At 44.7% G+C, this 18,595-nt stretch carries 13 protein-coding genes; 9 read left to right on the plus strand and 4 right to left on the minus strand.

The features are described from left to right. Positions 1-141: 141 nt before the first annotated feature. The 4 genes from ACE1CM_RS30740 to ACE1CM_RS30755 form a co-directional block, all read right to left on the minus strand. Positions 142-609 carry an ABA4-like family protein gene (locus ACE1CM_RS30740; protein ID WP_374882656.1) on the minus strand — a complete coding sequence of 156 codons (468 nt, stop codon included), beginning with the start codon at positions 607-609 and terminating at the stop codon, positions 142-144. Between the two features lie 88 nt (positions 610-697). Then, on the minus strand, positions 698-1,627 hold the full coding sequence (locus ACE1CM_RS30745; protein WP_374882657.1) for a S1C family serine protease: 930 nt from the start codon (positions 1,625-1,627) through the stop codon (positions 698-700). A gap of 211 nt (positions 1,628-1,838) precedes the next feature. After that, positions 1,839-2,570 (minus strand): COP23 domain-containing protein, encoded by a 732-nt coding sequence (locus tag ACE1CM_RS30750; protein ID WP_374882658.1) that lies wholly within the window; start codon positions 2,568-2,570, stop codon positions 1,839-1,841. Between the two features lie 280 nt (positions 2,571-2,850). After that, positions 2,851-4,824, minus strand: a complete 1,974-nt coding sequence (locus tag ACE1CM_RS30755; protein WP_374882659.1) for a heavy metal translocating P-type ATPase — start codon at positions 4,822-4,824, stop codon at positions 2,851-2,853. A 259-nt stretch (positions 4,825-5,083) separates the two neighbouring features. Between ACE1CM_RS30755 and ACE1CM_RS30760 the strand changes: the two genes are divergently transcribed. The 9 genes from ACE1CM_RS30760 to glpK all read left to right on the plus strand — a co-directional run bounded on the left by ACE1CM_RS30760 (position 5,084) and on the right by glpK (position 18,537). After that, positions 5,084-5,278: a heavy-metal-associated domain-containing protein gene (locus ACE1CM_RS30760; protein WP_374882660.1), complete on the plus strand. Its 195-nt coding sequence runs from the start codon at positions 5,084-5,086 to the stop codon at positions 5,276-5,278. A gap of 183 nt (positions 5,279-5,461) precedes the next feature. Then, positions 5,462-6,562 (plus strand): precorrin-8X methylmutase, encoded by a 1,101-nt coding sequence (locus tag ACE1CM_RS30765; protein ID WP_374882661.1) that lies wholly within the window; start codon positions 5,462-5,464, stop codon positions 6,560-6,562. 296 nt (positions 6,563-6,858) lie between these two features. Beyond that, the gene (locus ACE1CM_RS30770; protein WP_374882662.1) at positions 6,859-9,720 is read left to right on the plus strand and encodes a response regulator; all 2,862 of its coding nucleotides are present in this window, start codon (positions 6,859-6,861) and stop codon (positions 9,718-9,720) included. 191 nt (positions 9,721-9,911) lie between these two features. Further along, a complete protein-coding gene (locus tag ACE1CM_RS30775) occupies positions 9,912-10,190 on the plus strand; it encodes a hypothetical protein (protein ID WP_374882663.1) in 279 nt (92 codons plus the stop codon). A gap of 35 nt (positions 10,191-10,225) precedes the next feature. Then, positions 10,226-13,117 carry an ATP-binding protein gene (locus ACE1CM_RS30780; RefSeq protein ID WP_374882664.1) on the plus strand — a complete coding sequence of 964 codons (2,892 nt, stop codon included), beginning with the start codon at positions 10,226-10,228 and terminating at the stop codon, positions 13,115-13,117. 14 nt (positions 13,118-13,131) lie between these two features. Then, complete coding sequence (locus tag ACE1CM_RS30785; RefSeq protein WP_374882666.1) at positions 13,132-14,571, plus strand: response regulator; 1,440 nt, start codon at positions 13,132-13,134, stop codon at positions 14,569-14,571. Positions 14,572-14,627: 56 nt separating this feature from the next. Next, on the plus strand, positions 14,628-15,023 hold the full coding sequence (locus ACE1CM_RS30790) for a response regulator (RefSeq protein WP_374882667.1): 396 nt from the start codon (positions 14,628-14,630) through the stop codon (positions 15,021-15,023). Then, positions 15,020-16,888: an adenylate/guanylate cyclase domain-containing protein gene (locus ACE1CM_RS30795; protein ID WP_374882668.1), complete on the plus strand. Its 1,869-nt coding sequence runs from the start codon at positions 15,020-15,022 to the stop codon at positions 16,886-16,888. The genes ACE1CM_RS30790 and ACE1CM_RS30795 overlap by 4 nt, the downstream gene beginning before the upstream one ends. A 155-nt stretch (positions 16,889-17,043) precedes the next feature. After that, positions 17,044-18,537, plus strand: a complete 1,494-nt coding sequence (gene glpK / locus ACE1CM_RS30800; protein ID WP_374882670.1) for a glycerol kinase GlpK — start codon at positions 17,044-17,046, stop codon at positions 18,535-18,537. Positions 18,538-18,595: the final 58 nt, after the last annotated feature.

Below are 18,595 nucleotides of genomic sequence, written 5' to 3' on the forward strand. Positions count from 1 at the left end.
GCGCCCATATCATTTTAAAAGAAACCGGGTTTCTGCGAAAAACCCTTAACATCACCTTTGTTTCTGAGACAAACAAAGGTGATGTCGTCATTTTAAAAGAAACCGGGTTTCTGAGACAAACAAAGGTGATGGCGCGACAGATTAAGCTTCTGGGGCGCTGGTAGAAGGGGTTACAGAATCTTGCTTTTCAGTGGCAAAGAATTTCTGGGTTATCCAATTGGTGAGGATGTGAGAAAGCAATCCCATTGGGCCAGCAAATAGGCACAATGCGAGAGAATGGGTGGTAAATACTCCGGTTTTTTGTCCTGACCAATAAATCCAGCGACCGATAAATAAATCCATGACCAAAAAGTGAATCCACCCCGTCGCTGTGACAGTTTCATTGCTAAAAGCTTTGGCAAGATCGGACAATTGCGGACTCGATAGTGCTTGAGCAGTTTCGGGTGTAATTGCAACCACAAATAAATAAATGTACAATCCTGCCAATGCGACAAATGGCAGATAAGATTCCATGATTTTGCGGGTGATTCCCCAATTGGGCAGCAGAATCATTATCGCCCAGAAAGGTAATACAAATATGTTAGCGATGTTGAACAGTTGAGCAATCATTCTTTGGGTGGGTAATTGGTAATTGCAGATTTTAGATTTGAGATTGCAGATTGGAGATTTAGCTAAAATCTGCAATCTCAGATCCTCTTTATTGTTGTGCCATTTGCCGAAATGTGGCAATGGGGATGGCCCAACTTAAGGCTTCCATTTGCTGGTAGAGTTTTTGGGAGGGGACGCTACCGTCGGCGAAGGTGTATACGTCTATGCCTTGGGGTGGAAATTTCAACCTTCCGTTAATGCCTATTAATTGTCCGTTTGCGTCTAAAACTGGACCGCCGCTCATGCCTTGTTCGATTTCGTTGGTGTATCCTAGCTGGTAGCCTCTGGGGAGACTTCGATCTGCAATCATCCCTACCTGTCCTCTGGTGAGGCGATACGCCCTCACTCCCCAATTGCGGGTATCCTCGATGTTGTTGGAGTTCACCCAGTACCAATTGGGATATCCCGCCGCGTAGACTTCATCGCCAATCGATAGGTTATTCGAGTCGCCGAATTCTGCAACTTGATAGGACTCGTTGCTGTTAAACTGCACTATGGCTAAATCTAAATCGCCAAATTGACGCGCGCGCATCCACTGACCGTTATGCGTGCGTCCGTCTGCCGTCAATATTGTGTATTTATTATCACTTCGACCAGATACCACGTGTTCGTTGGTCAAAACCGTGTATGTATTGCCTCTGCGCCCCACGATCGCTCCCGATCCCGATCCCGGATTTGTAATAATTCGCACCGTTACTTCTCTGGCAATTTCTGATACCGAGTTTCCTGCTTGGCGTCGGTTTTGAGCGACTGGGACGGGGAGATGAGATGGGGGTGTTGCGAGGGAACATAGCTGATGCAGCAGCAAATAAGTCGAGGTAAAAAGTAAAAAAGTAACAGCAAGGGTTGTTATCTTTTTCCTAGGATACCAAGCTCTTACTCTGCTGATAGCGCTCGCAAAAAGTTGACCCAAACCCAGATAAATTGAAGATAGGCTCACGGTGACTTTTGCCCCCTCCCACACGAATGCTGACTTCAAAATTTTAAAGCCAATCCGGAGATTTTTAACATGCTCCAGATTGGCTTTTGGGAATGGGTAATTGGTAATTGCTAATGGCTAATTGCTAATGGCTAATTTTTACAATAGCTAGTAGAGACACGGCAAAATCAACGTTATTTGAGCGGGCGGAGATATTTTGACTGCCTTGTCCCTACAACTGTCTTCGCGTGGTTAGAGTTCTGCAATCAATTTAAAGACCTCCATCGACGGGACGAGATGGGCGAATTGGGGTGGGACGAACTGGAGTAACGGGGGTGGGAGTAACGGGACGAACTGGTGCGGGACGAACTGGTGCGGGGGTTTCTTCTTCGTCATCATCAAGTGCAGTAAAAGCTTGATTGACGGCTTGATTTAAACTATAGTAACCGCGTCGCAGCTTGGGTGTGCTAGCACTAGAACCACCAGGTGCAAAAGAAACGATCGCATCCCCAGAACCAGTGACGCCAAATTGCAGCAACCTTTGCAGGACTGAATCGGGATTGGTGGCGTTACGACTGTCGAGGGTGAACAGGAGATTTTGGGAATTACAACCCGTGCGATCGCTATTCACATAACAAACTACGGGAAGGCGATTCACTCTGCCAGTTGTTAGCAGTAAATTCCGCAAGCGTCCGCCATTTTGATCCGTGGCGTTATTCAATCTTTCTGTTACCAGATTGCACCGTTGTTCGGGGGTGTAATCGCGACCAAATTCTCTGGTTCTCCAGACAAAAATTGGGGCGGTGCGGCGTCCGTTGCGTTCGGCAATGGTGGCAAAATTTCCACCGGAATTCACGCAATAAAATGTTGTACCTGTATCGCTGACTTGAACGTCATCGCCAACATCTTCACCGACGCGAACTTGTGCAGAAGCGGTGGATGCAACGGCGCCAGATAAAGCTAAAGTTGAGACTAAAATTGCAGCGAGCGATTTAAAGTTCATGGAAATGCCTCGAATTGCAGTTACTTTAAGGGTAAAATTGCGCGGGTGCAAGCACCTCATCCAGTTGTATTTTTTGACCGGGGGATGGGGAAAAATGTTCCTCTGTTTTTTTCCATAGGAGGCAGCAGTCCAAGAGGACGCTAAGGACGCGGGGACGCTAAGGACGCGGGGAATGAGGAAGATGGGGAAGATGGGGAAGATGGGGAAAAATTACTTTTGCTTCGTTATTTCCATCATCTCCATCACCTCCATCATCTCCCTCACGCCCGCCCAAATGCGCCTAATTTCTCAATAACCGCAAACCGCTGAGGGTTACCAATACTGTAGAACCCTCATGTCCGATGACACCGAAGGGGAGGGTGATATTACCGGCGAAGTTGGCGACTAATAGCAGGACAATAAAACCGAGGGCGAAGGCGATATTCTGTTTGACGATCGCTTGAGAGCGACGACCTAGACGGATTGCCTGCTCTAATTTTTCCAATCTATCTGCCATTAAAACGATATCGGCGGTTTCTAGGGCGATGTCGCTACCCGCTGCACCCATTGCAATTCCTACGGTAGCCGCAGCGAGGGCGGGTGCGTCGTTGACGCCGTCTCCTACCATGGCGACGGTTTTATATTGCTTTTGCAAGCGGCGAATGACGGATACTTTATCTTCGGGTAATAGTTCGGCGTAAACTTGGTCTACGTTTAGCTGTTGGGCGACGCTTTGTGCTGTGCTGTTGTTATCGCCGGTAAGCACGATAATTTGTTCGACGCCTAGTTGTTTCAAGCGTTGGATGGTTTGGGTAGCTGTGGGGCGGAGGGTGTCTGCGATCGCCATTATCCCCAAAACTTCCCCTGCTGCTTGTACCCAGACTACGGTTTTGCCTTCCGATTCTAGTTGTTGACTATCTGAAAGCAGGTGAGCAGGTGGACGGGGGGGCAGGTGGGCAGGTAGGTAGGTGAGTGTAGAGCGTTCTTTTGCTGCGTCAGCTTTACCGACGGCGATGGGTTTTCCCTCAACTTCGCCTGTAATCCCAAAACCAGGAAGCGCTTGCACGTTGGTAGCGGGTGGTAATTCTAAATTTCTGCCTTTGGCAGCTTGCACAATCGCTTGTCCAATCGGATGTTCCGAATAAGCTTCCAACGCAGCAGCCATCTGCAATACTCTATTTTCCTCCCCTCTGCTCCCCTGCTCAAACGAGGCGGGGATAATTTGCACAACTTGCGGTTGTCCTGTCGTCAGGGTGCCGGTTTTATCGAAAGCGATCGCTCTCACTCTGCCCATATTCTCTAACTGTGCGCCATTTTTAAATAAAATCCCCTGCCTCGCCCCGTTGGCAATTCCCGATAGCAGCGTGGGCATTATTGCTGCCATTAGCGCACAAGGAGAGGCAACGACGAGGAAAATCAGCGCCCGATAAATCGTTGTTTCCCAATCCCATTGCCATAAGAATGGTGGCAGAATTGCCAGCAGTATCCCAGTGAGGACGATTACTTTTGCATAACCCCGCTCAAATTGGGTGAGAAATTGCTGGGAGGGGGGTTCTTCTGTTTGAGCTTGCTGGACTAATTGGATAACGCGCTGGATTAAACTGCTAGTTGGGGGTTTGTGGAGGCGGAGTGCGATCGCGCCGTTTCCATTAATCGTCCCACCAAACACTTCATCGCCGACGGTCTTTTCTACAGGTAGGGATTCCCCCGTAATCGAAGCTTGGTTAATCGTACTGTAGCCAGAGGCAATAATACCGTCGGTGGGAATCAATTCTCCCGGTTTAACTAATACGATATCGCCTACTTTTAATTGCGCGATGGGCAAAATCTTTTCTTGTCCGTGCAGGATCGCCCGCGCCGTATCTGGCGTCAAACTCATGAGACTGCGGATGCTGCGTTCGGTGCGTTTCATCGCATAACCTTCGAGTGCGCCGCTAATGGCAAAAATTAAAATCAGCACCGCCCCATCAATGATTAGATAGTATTCCCGCCGCCATAAACCCAACGCAGCCGCACCTAAAGCTGCCACAATCATTAGCAGGTCTACATCTAATTCTTTCTCTTCCAATAAGGTAGTCAGTCCAAGGCGGGCGCTTTCGTAACCGCCAATAACATAAGCTACAGGTAGAAGTATTAAAGCCAATCCAATCCAGCTAAAGTGGAGTGCTAGCCAACCCAGGATTAAGAATACACCGCAAATCACAGCAGCTAAAGCCTCTGGATGCGAGTTGACTAACTGTTGCAGTGGTCGGGGAGAGAAAGTATTCTGAGCCATAACAGTTTTGCTAATGGGTCATGGGTAATGGGTAATTGGTCATGGATTTAGGACTTACGCGCGAAGATCCTAGAAACCGGGTTTCTTGCTGCGATCTTCGTTGTCAAAGCGACGATTTTTCATAGAAACCCGGTTTCTTTGCGTAAGTCCCGGGAGCGTGGCGATCGCCAATTACCCATTACCAATTACCAATTACCAGCCTAAACCTTGACATTAGTGTTAAAGTCAAGAGTGTATTTTGATTCAGGGTTATCGGAGTATGGCACTCGAACTGAAAGTCCCGTCAATTGCCTGTTCTGGATGTATTGACACGATTACTAAAGCTGTGATGGAACTTGACTCGTCTGCCAGCGTTAAGGGCGATGTGCAAGGGAAGTCCGTCTCGGTGGAAACGACTGCATCGGAAGACGCAGTGAAAGAGGCGATTACTAAAACGGGTCATACCGTAGCCTAATAGCTAATGGCTAATAGCTATTAGGCTACGGTAGAGCAGGAAAATATTCCCATGACCAATTAGCAATTAGCGATTAGCTATTGAGGAGTGAGGAAGACTCTGGAAGAAATTACTTTTACTTCAAGAGTCTTCCTCATCTGCAATCTAAAATCTAAAATCTAAAATCCAAAATAATATTAGGCGATGACAGCAGGATATCTCACCATCAAACAACTTACAGAAGCAGTTGGCGGTGATATTACGCCCCGGATGGTGCGGCACTATCATCAAATAGGTTTGTTGCCTTCTGCTGTACGATCGCATTCTAACTACCGCCTCTATACCGAAGCGGACGTGCTGCGTTTGCGGCGGATTGTCGCCCTCAAACAACAAGGATTTCAACTATCGCACATTCACAAGTTGCTCCAAACCGAAACGGGCAACTCTGACGAATTAATGGCGCAACTGCAAAAACAATATCGCGCCATTGTTCAACAATTAACAAATTTGCGCCAAACTGCATCGGCATTGGAAGGGTTGCTAGGACGCGATCGCTCGTGTCAAATTATCCAAGCAGATGCGATCGCTCAACTCCGACTTTTGGAAGTGGAAACCCAAGATAGCATGGGACAGCTAGCCAAATTATGGGATAATTTGGACGCCGCCACTCACGCTCATCCGGAAAGTTTTGAGGAATCTTTGCAACAATTATTGCCCGATTTATCCGGGCGATCGGAAATAGAAATTTATTTACTCTCGCAATTAGTTTTAGCTTGTGGGGACGTGAGTTTAGTTCAGTTTGTCAGAGTGGGAGAGGGAGCGATCGCTTCTTCCCGCCACGCGCTCAAAACTAATTGCCAAGTCGTCGCCGATGTTCCACCCGTCCTTGCAGCTTTAGACAAAACCAGATTAGCTCATCTCAAATGTCCCGTTGAAACCTTAATTAATGACCCCCACATTAGTACTGCCGCCGAAGCAGAACGGGAATTTTGGCATCATCAACAATGGCAAGAAAAATTAGAGCAACTCACCCCTGGTTGTATTTTAGTCGTCGGATATGCCCCATCGGTTTTAATGTCTGCTTGTACGGCAATAGAACAAAAGCAATTGCAACCCGCTTTAATTATTGGCATGCCGATTGGTTTTAGTCACGCCCCTGCTGCGAAGCGAAGGTTAATCCGTTCCGGCGTGCCATTTATTACCACTGAAGGCACTTTAGGCGGTGGATTGTTAGCCGCAGTCGCCCTCAATGCTTTAGTTGAATCTTTAATTGAAAAGCCAGATTGTCACTGTTATTTGGGTTAATAATACGTAGATTTTACATTGCAATTATCATACCGTAATTATCCGTATAAATACGTAAGCAATAAAGATGCTAAACCTAGGGTGCGTCCACCAGCGGTGTACGGCACCGCCACCACTGAGAAACTGGGAATTGTCTGTACTTGACGCAGCTAACTATTGTTGAATATAATTTAAAAATAGCTATTTATTAGAGTTAAAAATATTCTCAAAAAGCAATAAATAGAATTGGGTGCAGCTTGGTCGGTAAAAGATATCAAATCATCAAGAATTTAGTTCCGCAGAAGACCACCCAAATCATGCGCGTCAAACCTCTGAAAGAAATATTTAGAAAAACCCCTTTAAAACTGCCGCTAAGAACGGTTTTAATTGTCCCTTTTGTGCTGCAAATAGTTGGGGCGGTGGGACTGGTGGGATATCTATCATTTAAAAATGGACAGCAAGCAGTCAAAGATTTGGCAAATCAGTTGATGCGGGAAACGAGCGATCGGATTGAGCAAAAACTGAATAATTATCTAGCAGTACCGCGCACGATCGATCGGATAAATGGGAATGCGATCGCGCTCAATCAATTAAATCTGCAAGATCCAAACAACTTAAATCGCAACTTTTGGCAGCAAAGATTTTTATTCGACGAAGTTAACATATCTGCGATTTATTTTGGTAGCGCCGAGGGAGATTTTACCGGATTAGGACTTCAAAGCGACAACACCTGGCAAATTAGTAGAGTTGGTCGAGTTACCAACAACAAATTTCACAGCTACGCTACAGACAATTGGGGAAATCCTACAAAATTACTAGACGTGGGGAAGCATTACGATCCCAGAATTCGACCTTGGTATCAAAAAGCAGTAAAAGCAGGCAAGTCAGTCTGGAGCGATATTTATCTCGATTTTAAAGAACCAAGACTGAAGATTACTTTAGCTCAACCAATCTACAAATCAATTCCAAATCAACCTGCATCCCTGCGGGGAGTCATCGGAGTTGATTTTGTCCTAACTCATATCGGCAAGTTTCTCAAAGGTTTGAAAATCGGTAAGTCTGGGACAACATTTATCATCGAGAGAACCGGGTTAATTGTGGCATCTTCCACAGAAGAAGAACCATTTTTGCGCGATGAAGGTGGTAAAGTAAAAGCCAGACTTGCAGCTACAGAAAGTCGCGTACCGTTGATTCAAGCTACGGCAAAGTACTTGACGCAACGCCACAGCAATTTAGCAGAAATTAACAGCGAAGAACAATTCATAGCGACGATTGCGGGAAAACCCCAATTTATCCAGATCGCACCTCTGAAAGATAGTCTGGGTATTGACTGGTTAATTGTTGTGGTAATTCCAGAAGCAGACTTTATGGAGCAAATTAACGCCAATACCCGCACGACTATTTTACTATGTATTGCCGCATTGTTGCTAGCAGTAATTGTCGGTATTTTGACCGCTGGTTGGGTTACACAGCCAATTTTACGCTTGAATGCTGCCGCTAAAAATATTGCCAAAGGAGACTGGGATAAAACAGTAGAAATTAACCGCGGCGATGAAGTGGGAGAACTTGCCAATTCATTTAACACCATGGCGCACCAGTTGCAAGAATCCTTTGAAACCTTAGAGCAAAAAGTTAAAGCCAGAACAAATGAGTTAGAAATTGCCAAAGAAAAAGCCGAAGTTGCAAATCAAGCCAAAAGCACATTTCTTGCCAATATGAGCCACGAATTGCGTTCTCCTCTAAACGCGATTATCGGCTTTTCTCAACTCATGACCCGCAGCCAAACTTTGGCTAAAGACCAGCTAGAAAACGTCAGCATTATTAACCGCAGCGGCGAACATTTACTCACCTTAATTAATAACGTCTTAGATTTATCAAAAATCGAAGCTGGACGGACAACCCTCAACGAAAAAAACTTTGATTTAATCCGCCTGCTTTCTGATATAGAAGATATGTTCCGCCTCAAAGCAGAAGACAAAGGATTGCAGTTATTAGTGGAACATACCCCCGATGTGCCGCGATACATCCGCACCGATGAAGTCAAATTGCGGCAAGTTTTAATTAACCTGATTAATAACGCGATCAAATTTACTGAAGAAGGCGGCGTATCGGTGAGAGTTGGAATTGTTCGTAGTAAGCACTTGAGTGCAACAGCAGGGACTCAAGTCCCTACTACGAACTTATCTTTTGTTCCTAGTCAGCACTTGAGTGCAACAGCAGGGACCCAAGTCCCTACTACGAACTTATTTTTTGAAGTGGAAGATACTGGTTTTGGGATTGCCCCGGAAGAATTAGACAGCCTTTTTGAAGCCTTTGTGCAAACTGAAACGGGAAAACAAGCTCAAGAAGGGACGGGTTTAGGATTGCCCATTAGCCGCAAATTCGTGGAGTTAATGGGGGGTGAAATGACGGTGAGTTCTACAGTAGGAAAGGGAACAACTTTCAAATTCGATATTCAGGTTAGCCTTGCTGATGCGGTCGAAGTTGAAAGCCAAAAAACAACAAGGCGAGTGATTGCTCTTGAGCCAAATCAACCTCAATATCGGATTTTGATTGTGGATGACAAATCCCTCAATCGCCAACTGCTGATTAAATTACTCAATCCCCTCGGTTTTGAATTGAAAGAAGCGAGTAATGGCAAAGAAGCGATCGCAATTTGGGACGAATGGTCACCGCACTTAATTTGGATGGATATGCGAATGCCGGTAATGGATGGCTACGAGGCGACCAAACATATAAAAAGCACGACTAAAGGTCAAGCGACTGCTGTTATTGCTCTGACTGCGAGCGTTTTAGAGGAAGAAAGAGCTGTTGTGCTATCAGCGGGGTGCGATGATTTTATGCGGAAACCGTTCCGGGAAGCAGATATTTTTGCAGCGATGCACAAACATATTGGAGTGGGTTATATATATGAAGATTTAAACCAATCTGACTCGATGAAAACAAAAGAGAGTGGCAAGGAAATATTGACTGCCGCTGCCTTTAAAAAGTTGCCTGTAGAATGGGTCGCTAATTTGGAACAGGCAATCCTTAATATTGACTTAAATTTAATTGCCCAAGAGAGCGATCGCATTCGTGACCAAAATCCAGAACTGGCAGAGGCGATCGCAAATTGCATCCAAAACTTTGAGTACGACAAGATTTTAAATTTAATTGCACATAATAACCCTCCAGAATAACGATTATCGAGTCTCAAAAGTGCCGAAACTCAGATTTTGCACCAAGGTCAGAAACCGGGTTTCTAAAGCCTTATTGAGAAAGGTGCAAGATGTGAAGCAACCTACTTTTATTTATTTAATAAAAAATAAAATAATATCAGATGTAAGGTGAGCAGGTGAGAGAGTGAGAGGGTTTTCTCACAGAGGAGGAAATGATAGCGAATCGACCGGACATGATATCAGCGGGTAAAGTGAGAGAAGATGGAGAAAAACTACTGACGCGAGAGGCAATGGCGGCACTGCCGACGGAATGGGTGAATAACCTGAAACAAGCTATAGAGAATGTGGATATGAGAGCGATCGCAAGCATTTTAGACCAAATTCAGACCGAAAATGCACCCCTGGCTCTTGCCATTCAATCTTGTCTCGATAACTTCGACTACGACAAGGTTTTGGCTGTAATACCAGAAGGCACAGCACAGCCTATGTAAAATTGTAAAAATGCTCAAAAAATAAAAATATCTCTATGTCACACAAAAGTCCCAATCCTATCGTTGCACAAATAACTAGCAAGTTGTCCCTGGGAACCGTTCTGGCGATCGCTTTTGTGCTGCAAATTTTTGCTACAGTCGGTTTAGTCGGGTATTTTTCCTTCAGAAATGGACAAAAGGCAGTCAATGATTTAGCAAATCGGTTGATGGACGAGGTGGGCAATAGAGTTGAGCAAAATTTGCAAAATTACCTGATAACTCCCCATCAAATTAATCAAACTAACTTGAATGCTGTGAAGCTAGGGTTACTGAATATGCAAGACTTGCCAGCTTGGGAGAAATACCTTTGGCAGCAAGTCCAATTATATCCTTCTATGCTGTTTATTGGCGTTGGCAACGAGCAAGGAAAATACCGCGGCGGGGAAAAGCTGGAAAATGGCTCGCTGAAGATTAACGTAGTTGACAATTTTACAGGGTTTAATTTCTTTTCTTACAACACCAATAGCCAAGGCGATCGCACGACGATTTTTCTCAGCAAAAAATTCAATCTCACAAATGCTAACTGGTATAAAGATGTTGCTAAAGTTGGCAAACAGACTTGGACTACCGTTCACGTATCATTGATAGAACCGACTTTGCTCATCAGTGCTATTCAACCAGTTTACAGCCCAACAGGAGAGCAGTTTCAAGGCGGATTGATTAGTACTTTACGGCTCAATTCTATCGGGGAATTTTTAAATAGCCTCAAAATTGGTAAAACCGGACAAGCCTTTATTATCGAAAGAAATGGAAATCTGCTAGCCACTTCAACCTCTGAACTTCCGTTCCGCATCAAAGGGAATCTAAAACAACAGTTTAAAGCCGCTGAAAGTCGCAACCATTTGACGCGATCTACCGTTCAATATCTCGCCACTCGTTTTTCCAAATTTAGCCAAATTCAAACTCAAGCGCAGCTGAATTTTAAAATCAATGGAGAGCGGCAATTTATCAAAGTTTTGCCATTCCAAGATGGCAAAGGCTTAGATTGGCTGATTGCGGTCGTGGTTCCAGAAGCAGATTTCATGGAGCAAATAAATATTAACACTCGCACCACCATCTTCCTGTGTGCGGGAGCGCTGGCTTTATCCATATTACTGGCTATCTCCACCGCGCACTGGATCGGGAAACCAATGCTGCGTTTGAGTCAAGCGAGTCAGAATATTGCTAGCGGCGAACTCGACCAACAAGTAGAGGTACGAGGAACGCAAGAGCTAACAGTTTTAGCCCAGTCTTTTAACCAAATGGCAAGGCAGTTACGCGAGTCTTTTGCCGCTCTAGAAAAAACGAACGCCGAGTTAGAAACTCGGGTCGAACAACGCACTGCCGAACTCAAAGAATCTCAAGCTCAATTGCAACAACAAGCCCAAGATTTAGAAGAACGAGTGCGACAACGCACCGCCGAATTGTTAGAAGCAAAAGAAGCGGCAGAAGCAGCTGACGAAGCCAAGAGTACTTTTTTAGCCACAATGAGCCACGAATTGCGGACGCCGCTTAATGCTATTCTCGGCTTCGCCCAATTGATGAAATGCGATTCATTGCTTTCTCCCTCCTACCGGGAAAATCTCAACATCATCAGTCGCAGTGGAGAACATCTGCTGGCATTAATTAACGACATTCTCGATATGTCGAAAATCGAGTCTGGTCGAATGTTGCTAATGGAAAACGCTTTTGACTTTTATCAGTTGTTAGATAGCGTCGAGCAAATGTTCCAACTACAGGCCACGGAAAAAGGCTTGAAGCTACAGTTTGAACGCAGTCCGGAAGTTCCCCAACACGTAAATACCGACGAGCGAAAATTGCGCCAAATTTTGATTAACTTGCTTGGCAATGCACTCAAGTTCACCCAGCGAGGCGGCGTGACAGTCAGAGTGCTAATGGCTAATGGCTCATGGCTAATCGGAAAAGAAAAAGATAATTCCAATTACCAATTACCAAATACCCATTACCAATTGCATTTTGAAATTGAAGATACTGGCTGTGGCATTCCTGTTGAAGAGATGGAAGATTTATTTGAACCGTTTGTGCAGAGTAAAACCAATCGGGGGTTTCAAGAAGGCACGGGTTTAGGTTTGCCGATTAGCCGTGCTTTTGTGCGCTTGATGGGGGGTGACCTCACTTTAGTTCGCTCGGCGGTGGGTGAGGGAACGACGTTTGCGTTTGACATTCAAGTGACTCTGGCGGCGGCGGCGGAGGTGGAGGTGACTGTACCCCTGCGTCGCGTCATTGGATTGGCAGCCGCACAACCGACTTATCGCTTGCTGGTGGTGGAGGATGGCTGGGAAAACCGCCAACTGCTGATCAAGTTACTGCAACCTTTGGGTTTTGAGGTGAAAGAAGCGGTGAATGGACTCAAAGCGCTTGAGGTTTTGCAGAGTTGGAAACCGCATTTAATTTGGATGGATTTGCGAATGCCGGTAATGGACGGGTACGAAGCAACGCAACAAATTCGCGCCAAACTGGAGGGGGAAGCGATGGCAATTATTGCATTAACTGCCCACGTGTTTAAAGAGGAACGGGCGGCGATTTTGTCGGCTGGTTTTGATGATTGCGTCAGCAAGCCGTTTCGGGAAGCCGAATTGTTTGCCGCGATGAGTCAGCATTTGGGGGTGCGTTACATTTATGAGGAACCTACGACAAGCGAGGCTTCTAAGGAGGAAAATGTATTGAGTGGGGAAGACTTCGCATCTTTACCCGCCGAATGGCTGAAAAAGCTAGAAGAGGCGATTTTGATGGGAGATATGAAGTTAATGGAGGATGCGATCGCGCAAATCCGCACCCAGGACGATGCGATCGCCCTAGCCATCGCCCATTGTCTCGATAACTTCGAGTACGACAAGATTCTGCAACTGATTGAAGCTGCCAATCAACTCTTAACAACTAACCCCTAACATCCGATAAAACCATGCAAACTGACAAATTTAAAGGCAACATTTTAGTCGTTGATGACACCCCAGCGAATCTGCACCTGTTAATCGATATTTTGAGCAAACAAGGCTACGAAGTTCGACCCGCCCCCAACGGTAAATTTGCCCTATCCGCTGCTAAGGGAATGCCACCCGATTTAATTTTACTAGACATTATGATGCCGGGAATGAACGGTTACGAAGTCTGCGAACAACTCAAAACTGATGAGCGAACCAAAGACATTCCGGTTATTTTTGTTAGCGCGATCAACGAAGTGCTAGATAAAGTCAAAGCTTTTGCCATTGGTGGAGTTGATTATATCACAAAACCCTTTCAAGTAGAAGAAGTTTTAGCCAGGGTGGCAGCTCACTTAGCAATTCGCAACCTGCAAAGAAGCTTGTCAAAGAAAAATGAAGAATTAACAACAACCTTGCACCAACTCAGATCCACCCAAGCTCAATTAATTCAATCAGAAAAAATGGCAGCCTTGGGACAATTAATTGCGGGCATTGCCCATGAAATTAATACCCCACTGGGCGCGATTAGCTCATCTATCAACAATATTGCTGGCTTTTTCGCCGAAAACTTGCAGACATTACCGGAATTTTTTCAAGGACTTTCTGCTGAAAATCAACAGGATTTCTTTGCCTTAATGGAAAAGTCTAGCCAACAAACAACCTCCTTCTCTAGTAAAGAAAAACGCCAAATCAGAAAAGCTTTGCAGCAGCAGCTAGAAGAAATGGGAATAGAAGACGCCGATAACCTTGCCAGTACTCTAGTCACTCTTGGTATTTACGACGATATTCAACCCTTTTTACGCTTACTGCAAGACCCAGACCGGGACAAGCTGCTCAAAACAGCCTATGACTTGGCTAGTTTTCAGAAAAGTACCAAAACTATTATGACTGCTACAGACCGGGCTGCCAAAATCGTGTTTGCCCTCAAAAGTTATGCCCGCTACGACAATTTTGAGGAAAAAGTACAGGCGAATATCGTTGAAGGAATTGAAACCGTATTAACCCTCTACCAGAATCAACTCAAACAGGGGGTAGAAGTCATCAGAAACTATCAAGAATTACCGCCGATTTGGTGCTACTCCGATGAACTGAATCAAGTTTGGACAAATTTAATTCACAATGCCGTGCAAGCGATGAGTAATCGGGGAACCTTAAAAATTGATGTGACTCAGCAAGAAAGATTTATCAAAGTCCAGATTACCGATAGTGGCTGTGGGATACCCGAAGAAATTATGCCCCGAATATTTGAGCCATTCTTTACAACAAAACCCCCGGGAGAAGGCAGCGGCTTGGGATTGGATATTGTCAAAAAAATAGTTGAAAAACATCAGGGAAAAATTGCAGTTTCATCCCTGACGGGTCAAACAACATTTACCGTGTTTTTACCAATAAATTTCAACGAGAATCCTAGCCTTGCTTAAGCCAGGGATTTGATGCTAGAGTCTTAACTATATCCATTTGCAACAGGAAGCCAGCAATGCCTAAGTCAGCCATTATATGCGTAGATGATGAGGTCACTGTCTTAGAAAGCCTTGAAATCGAACTGCAAAAAGCATTTAAGAATCAATATCTCTATGAATTTGCTGAAAGTGCTGACGAGGCTTTAGAAGTAATTGAGGAATTAGTCGAAGATAGCGTAAAAATTGTAGTGCTTGTATCCGATTGGTTGATGCCGGGAATGAAAGGCGATGAACTTTTAATTTTAATTCATCATAGATTTCCAGAGGTAAATACGATTTTATTAACTGGACAAGCAGATCGAGAAGCAGTTGAACGTGCTATCAACGAAGCGAATATCCATGCTTACTTGACCAAACCCTGGAATACTAAAGAATTAATTGAAACCATTCGATCTGGACTCTCAAAATCATGAAAAAGCCCGCAATTATCTGCGTAGATGATGAACTGACTATCCTGGAAAGTCTGGAACGAGAGCTGCGAATATTTTTCGCGGGCAAATATACGATAGAAACAGCAGAAGGAGGGGAAGAAGCTTTAGAAATATTGGATGAATTGCTAGAAAATAAATATGAAGTTCCTTTGGTCATCTCCGATCAGATTATGCCCGGTATGAAAGGAGATGAGTTATTAAAAATTGTTCGGCAAAAATCACCTAAAACCGTGACAATAATGCTCACGGGTCAAGCCAATATAGAAGCAGTTATTAATGCAATTAATCAGGCAAATTTATATCGTTATATTGCCAAGCCCTGGGAAGCAGAAGACTTAAGATTGACCGTAGAAAAAGCAATTGATAGCTATTTTCAGGAGAAAAAGCTAGCAGAACAAAATGCCAAACTTCAGGAAATGAATCAATTGCTGGCGCGATTAAACAGCGAACAAGCCGCGCTAATTTCCCAACTGCAAGAAAATGAAAATCGCTTGAAACAGTTTTTAGAAGCGATGCCAATCGGCGTTGCTGTTTTGGATACACAAGGCAAAGCTTACTACATTAATCAGCAGGCAAAAGAATTATTGGGTAAAGGAGTTGTGCCTGGTATAACCTTGGAGCAATTATCAGAGGTTTATCAAGTTTATCAAGCAGGTAAAGACCAGCAGTACCCAACTGAAAAGTTGCCGATTATCCAGGCGTTGAATGGCAAAAGCGTCACCGCTGACGATCTAGAAGTTCGCCAAGGTGACAAGATTATACCCCTAGAAGTTTACGCAACGCCTATTTATGATTCCCAGAGAGAAATTGCCTATGCAATTAACACGTTACAAGACATTACGGAACGGAAACAAGCAGAAGAAGACCGGGCAAAATTTATTTCAGAACTGTTTGAACTCAATTGCAATTTGGAACTGGCGCTGTACGCTGAATCGGAATTAGCTAATGCGGCTAAACGGTTTGTACCGAATGAATTTCTTTCCTTGTTGGGACACCAAAGCTTGGTGGATGTGAAATTAGGCGATGCGGTGCAACAAGAAATGTCAGTGCTGTTTTCCGATATTCGCAACTTCACGACGCTTTCTGAAACCATGACTCCCCAGGAGAATTTTAAATTTATTAATTCTTATCTATCGACGATGGAACCTGCGATCGCTCAAAATCATGGGTTTATTGATAAATATATTGGCGATGGAATTATGGCACTGTTTAGCGGTGGGGCAGATGATGCTGTCAAAGCAGGAATTAACATGTTACAACGCCTAGAAGATTATAATCAAAATCGCATCAGAGCGGGCTATGCACCCATTCGCATCGGCATTGGAATTAATACCGGGTCTTTGATGCTGGGAACCGTTGGGGGACAAAGACGGATGGATGGGACGGTGATTAGCGATGCGGTGAATTTAGCCTCGCGGGTGGAAAATTTGACAAAATCTTATCAAGCCCCGATGTTAATTACTCACCAAACTTTTGTACAATTGAATCAATCCCATCAATATGCAATTCGCCTGATCGACCGCGTCCAAGTTAAGGGAAAATCAGAATTAGTGACAGTTTATGAAGTGTTTGAAACCGAACGTCCAGAAATTAAAGAGGGCAAGTTAGCAACTTTACCAATATTTTTAGAAGCTTTGTCTAACTATAGTTCAGGAAAATTGAGAGAAGCGGAACAACTGTTTGCAGATTGTTTGCGACAAAACCCGCTGGATAAAGTCGTGCAAATTTATCTAAAACGCTGTCAAGAACAGGGTACGGTAACGCCAATTTACTCTGAATCTAACTTGAGGGTAGTTTGTGGAAATGGACGGATCGAACGCAACGAGCAAGTTAATGGTAATAGGTAATAGGTAATAGGTAATAGCTAATGGTCTGCACACCTCTAACATTACCTACCTTCTTCTTTTCTCTTCACCCCGGTTCGTGCGTCTGGAGCGGTTCCTTAAGTAATGGCTAATGATAAAATGCAATATAACCAGAGAAAAACTCACCATAAAAAACCGTGAAAAAATACATTGCTGCCATCGATTCTGGAACAACCAGCACCCGCTTTATCATTTTTGACAAAGCAGGAAAAATTGTGACTTTCGCGCAAAAAGAACACGAACAAATTTATCCTAACCCCGGATGGGTAGAACACAGCCCAACCGAAATTTGGTCGCGCACGCAAACGGTTATCGATGAAGCTTTAGACCGAGGAAATATCGCCCCTGAAGAGATTACCGCCATCGGCATTACGAATCAGCGCGAAACAATTGTAGTCTGGAATCGACACACAGGAAAACCTTACTATAACGCCATAGTTTGGCAGGATACCCGCACCGATAATATCTGTAACGAACTAGCTCAAAATGGGGGAATAGACCGTTTCCGCGCCCAAGTTGGTTTACCACTCGCCACCTATTTTAGCGGCCCTAAAATTAAGTGGATGTTAGATAATATAACAGGTTTGCGCGCCGCAGCTTTATCCGGCGATGCGATTTTTGGCAACATCGATACATTTTTAATTTGGCATTTGTCCGGCGGTACTCAAGGGGGATTGCACATTACCGACGTAACCAATGCCAGTCGCACTATGCTGATGAATTTAGCCACCTTAGATTGGGATAAGGAAATTTTGGAAACTCTCGACATTCCCCACCAGATGCTACCAGAAATTCGCCCTTCTTCCCAAGTTTACGGTCATGGTGTTGGTCGTTTAGCAGGAGTGCCGATTGCGGGAGATTTAGGCGACCAACAGGCGGCGTTAGTCGGGCAAACTTGTTTCCATCCCGGTGAGGCTAAAAACACCTATGGTACGGGTTGTTTTATGTTACTAAATACAGGGTATGACCAGATTGCTTCTGCAAGTGGGTTGCTGACTACTGTGGCGTATAAAATGGGCGAGGAAAAAGCGGTTTATGCTTTGGAGGGGAGTGTAGCGATCGCAGGCGCATTGGTACAATGGTTGCGCGATAACTTGGGCATGATTTCCACTAGCGCAGAAGTCGAAGCGCTGGCTAATTTAGTAGAAGATAACGGCGGAGTTTATTTTGTCCCAGCATTTTCGGGATTGTTTGCCCCCTATTGGCGTGCTGATGCCAGGGGTGCAATAGTTGGACTTACCCGCTACGTGCAAAAAGGTCATATTGCCAGAGCAGTTTTAGAAGCAACTGCATGGCAAACGAGGGAAATTTTAGATGCAATGGAACAAGATTCAGGAGTGAAGTTAACCGCGCTTAAAGTCGATGGAGGGATGGTGGGAAATGAAACTTTAATGCAGTTTCAGAGCGATGTTTTAGGCGTGCCGGTGATTCGTCCTTTAGTAGCAGAAACTACAGCGCTGGGAGCCGCTTACGCAGCGGGTTTGGCAACGGGTTTTTGGAGTAGTATTAACGAGTTGCAAAACAACTGGGGAATCGATAAAACTTGGCAACCTAATATGATGGTTGAGGTGAGAGAAGCTAAGTATGCACAGTGGAAAAAGGCGGTTACTAAAACCTTTGATTGGGTGTAGGTTTGTTTATTTAGATCTTGCGCCTACCCGCTTACCCGCCTGGGAATAAATTCCCAGG

The organism is Microseira sp. BLCC-F43, from assembly GCF_041929235.1.
Lineage (GTDB): Bacteria > Cyanobacteriota > Cyanobacteriia > Cyanobacteriales > Aerosakkonemataceae > Microseira.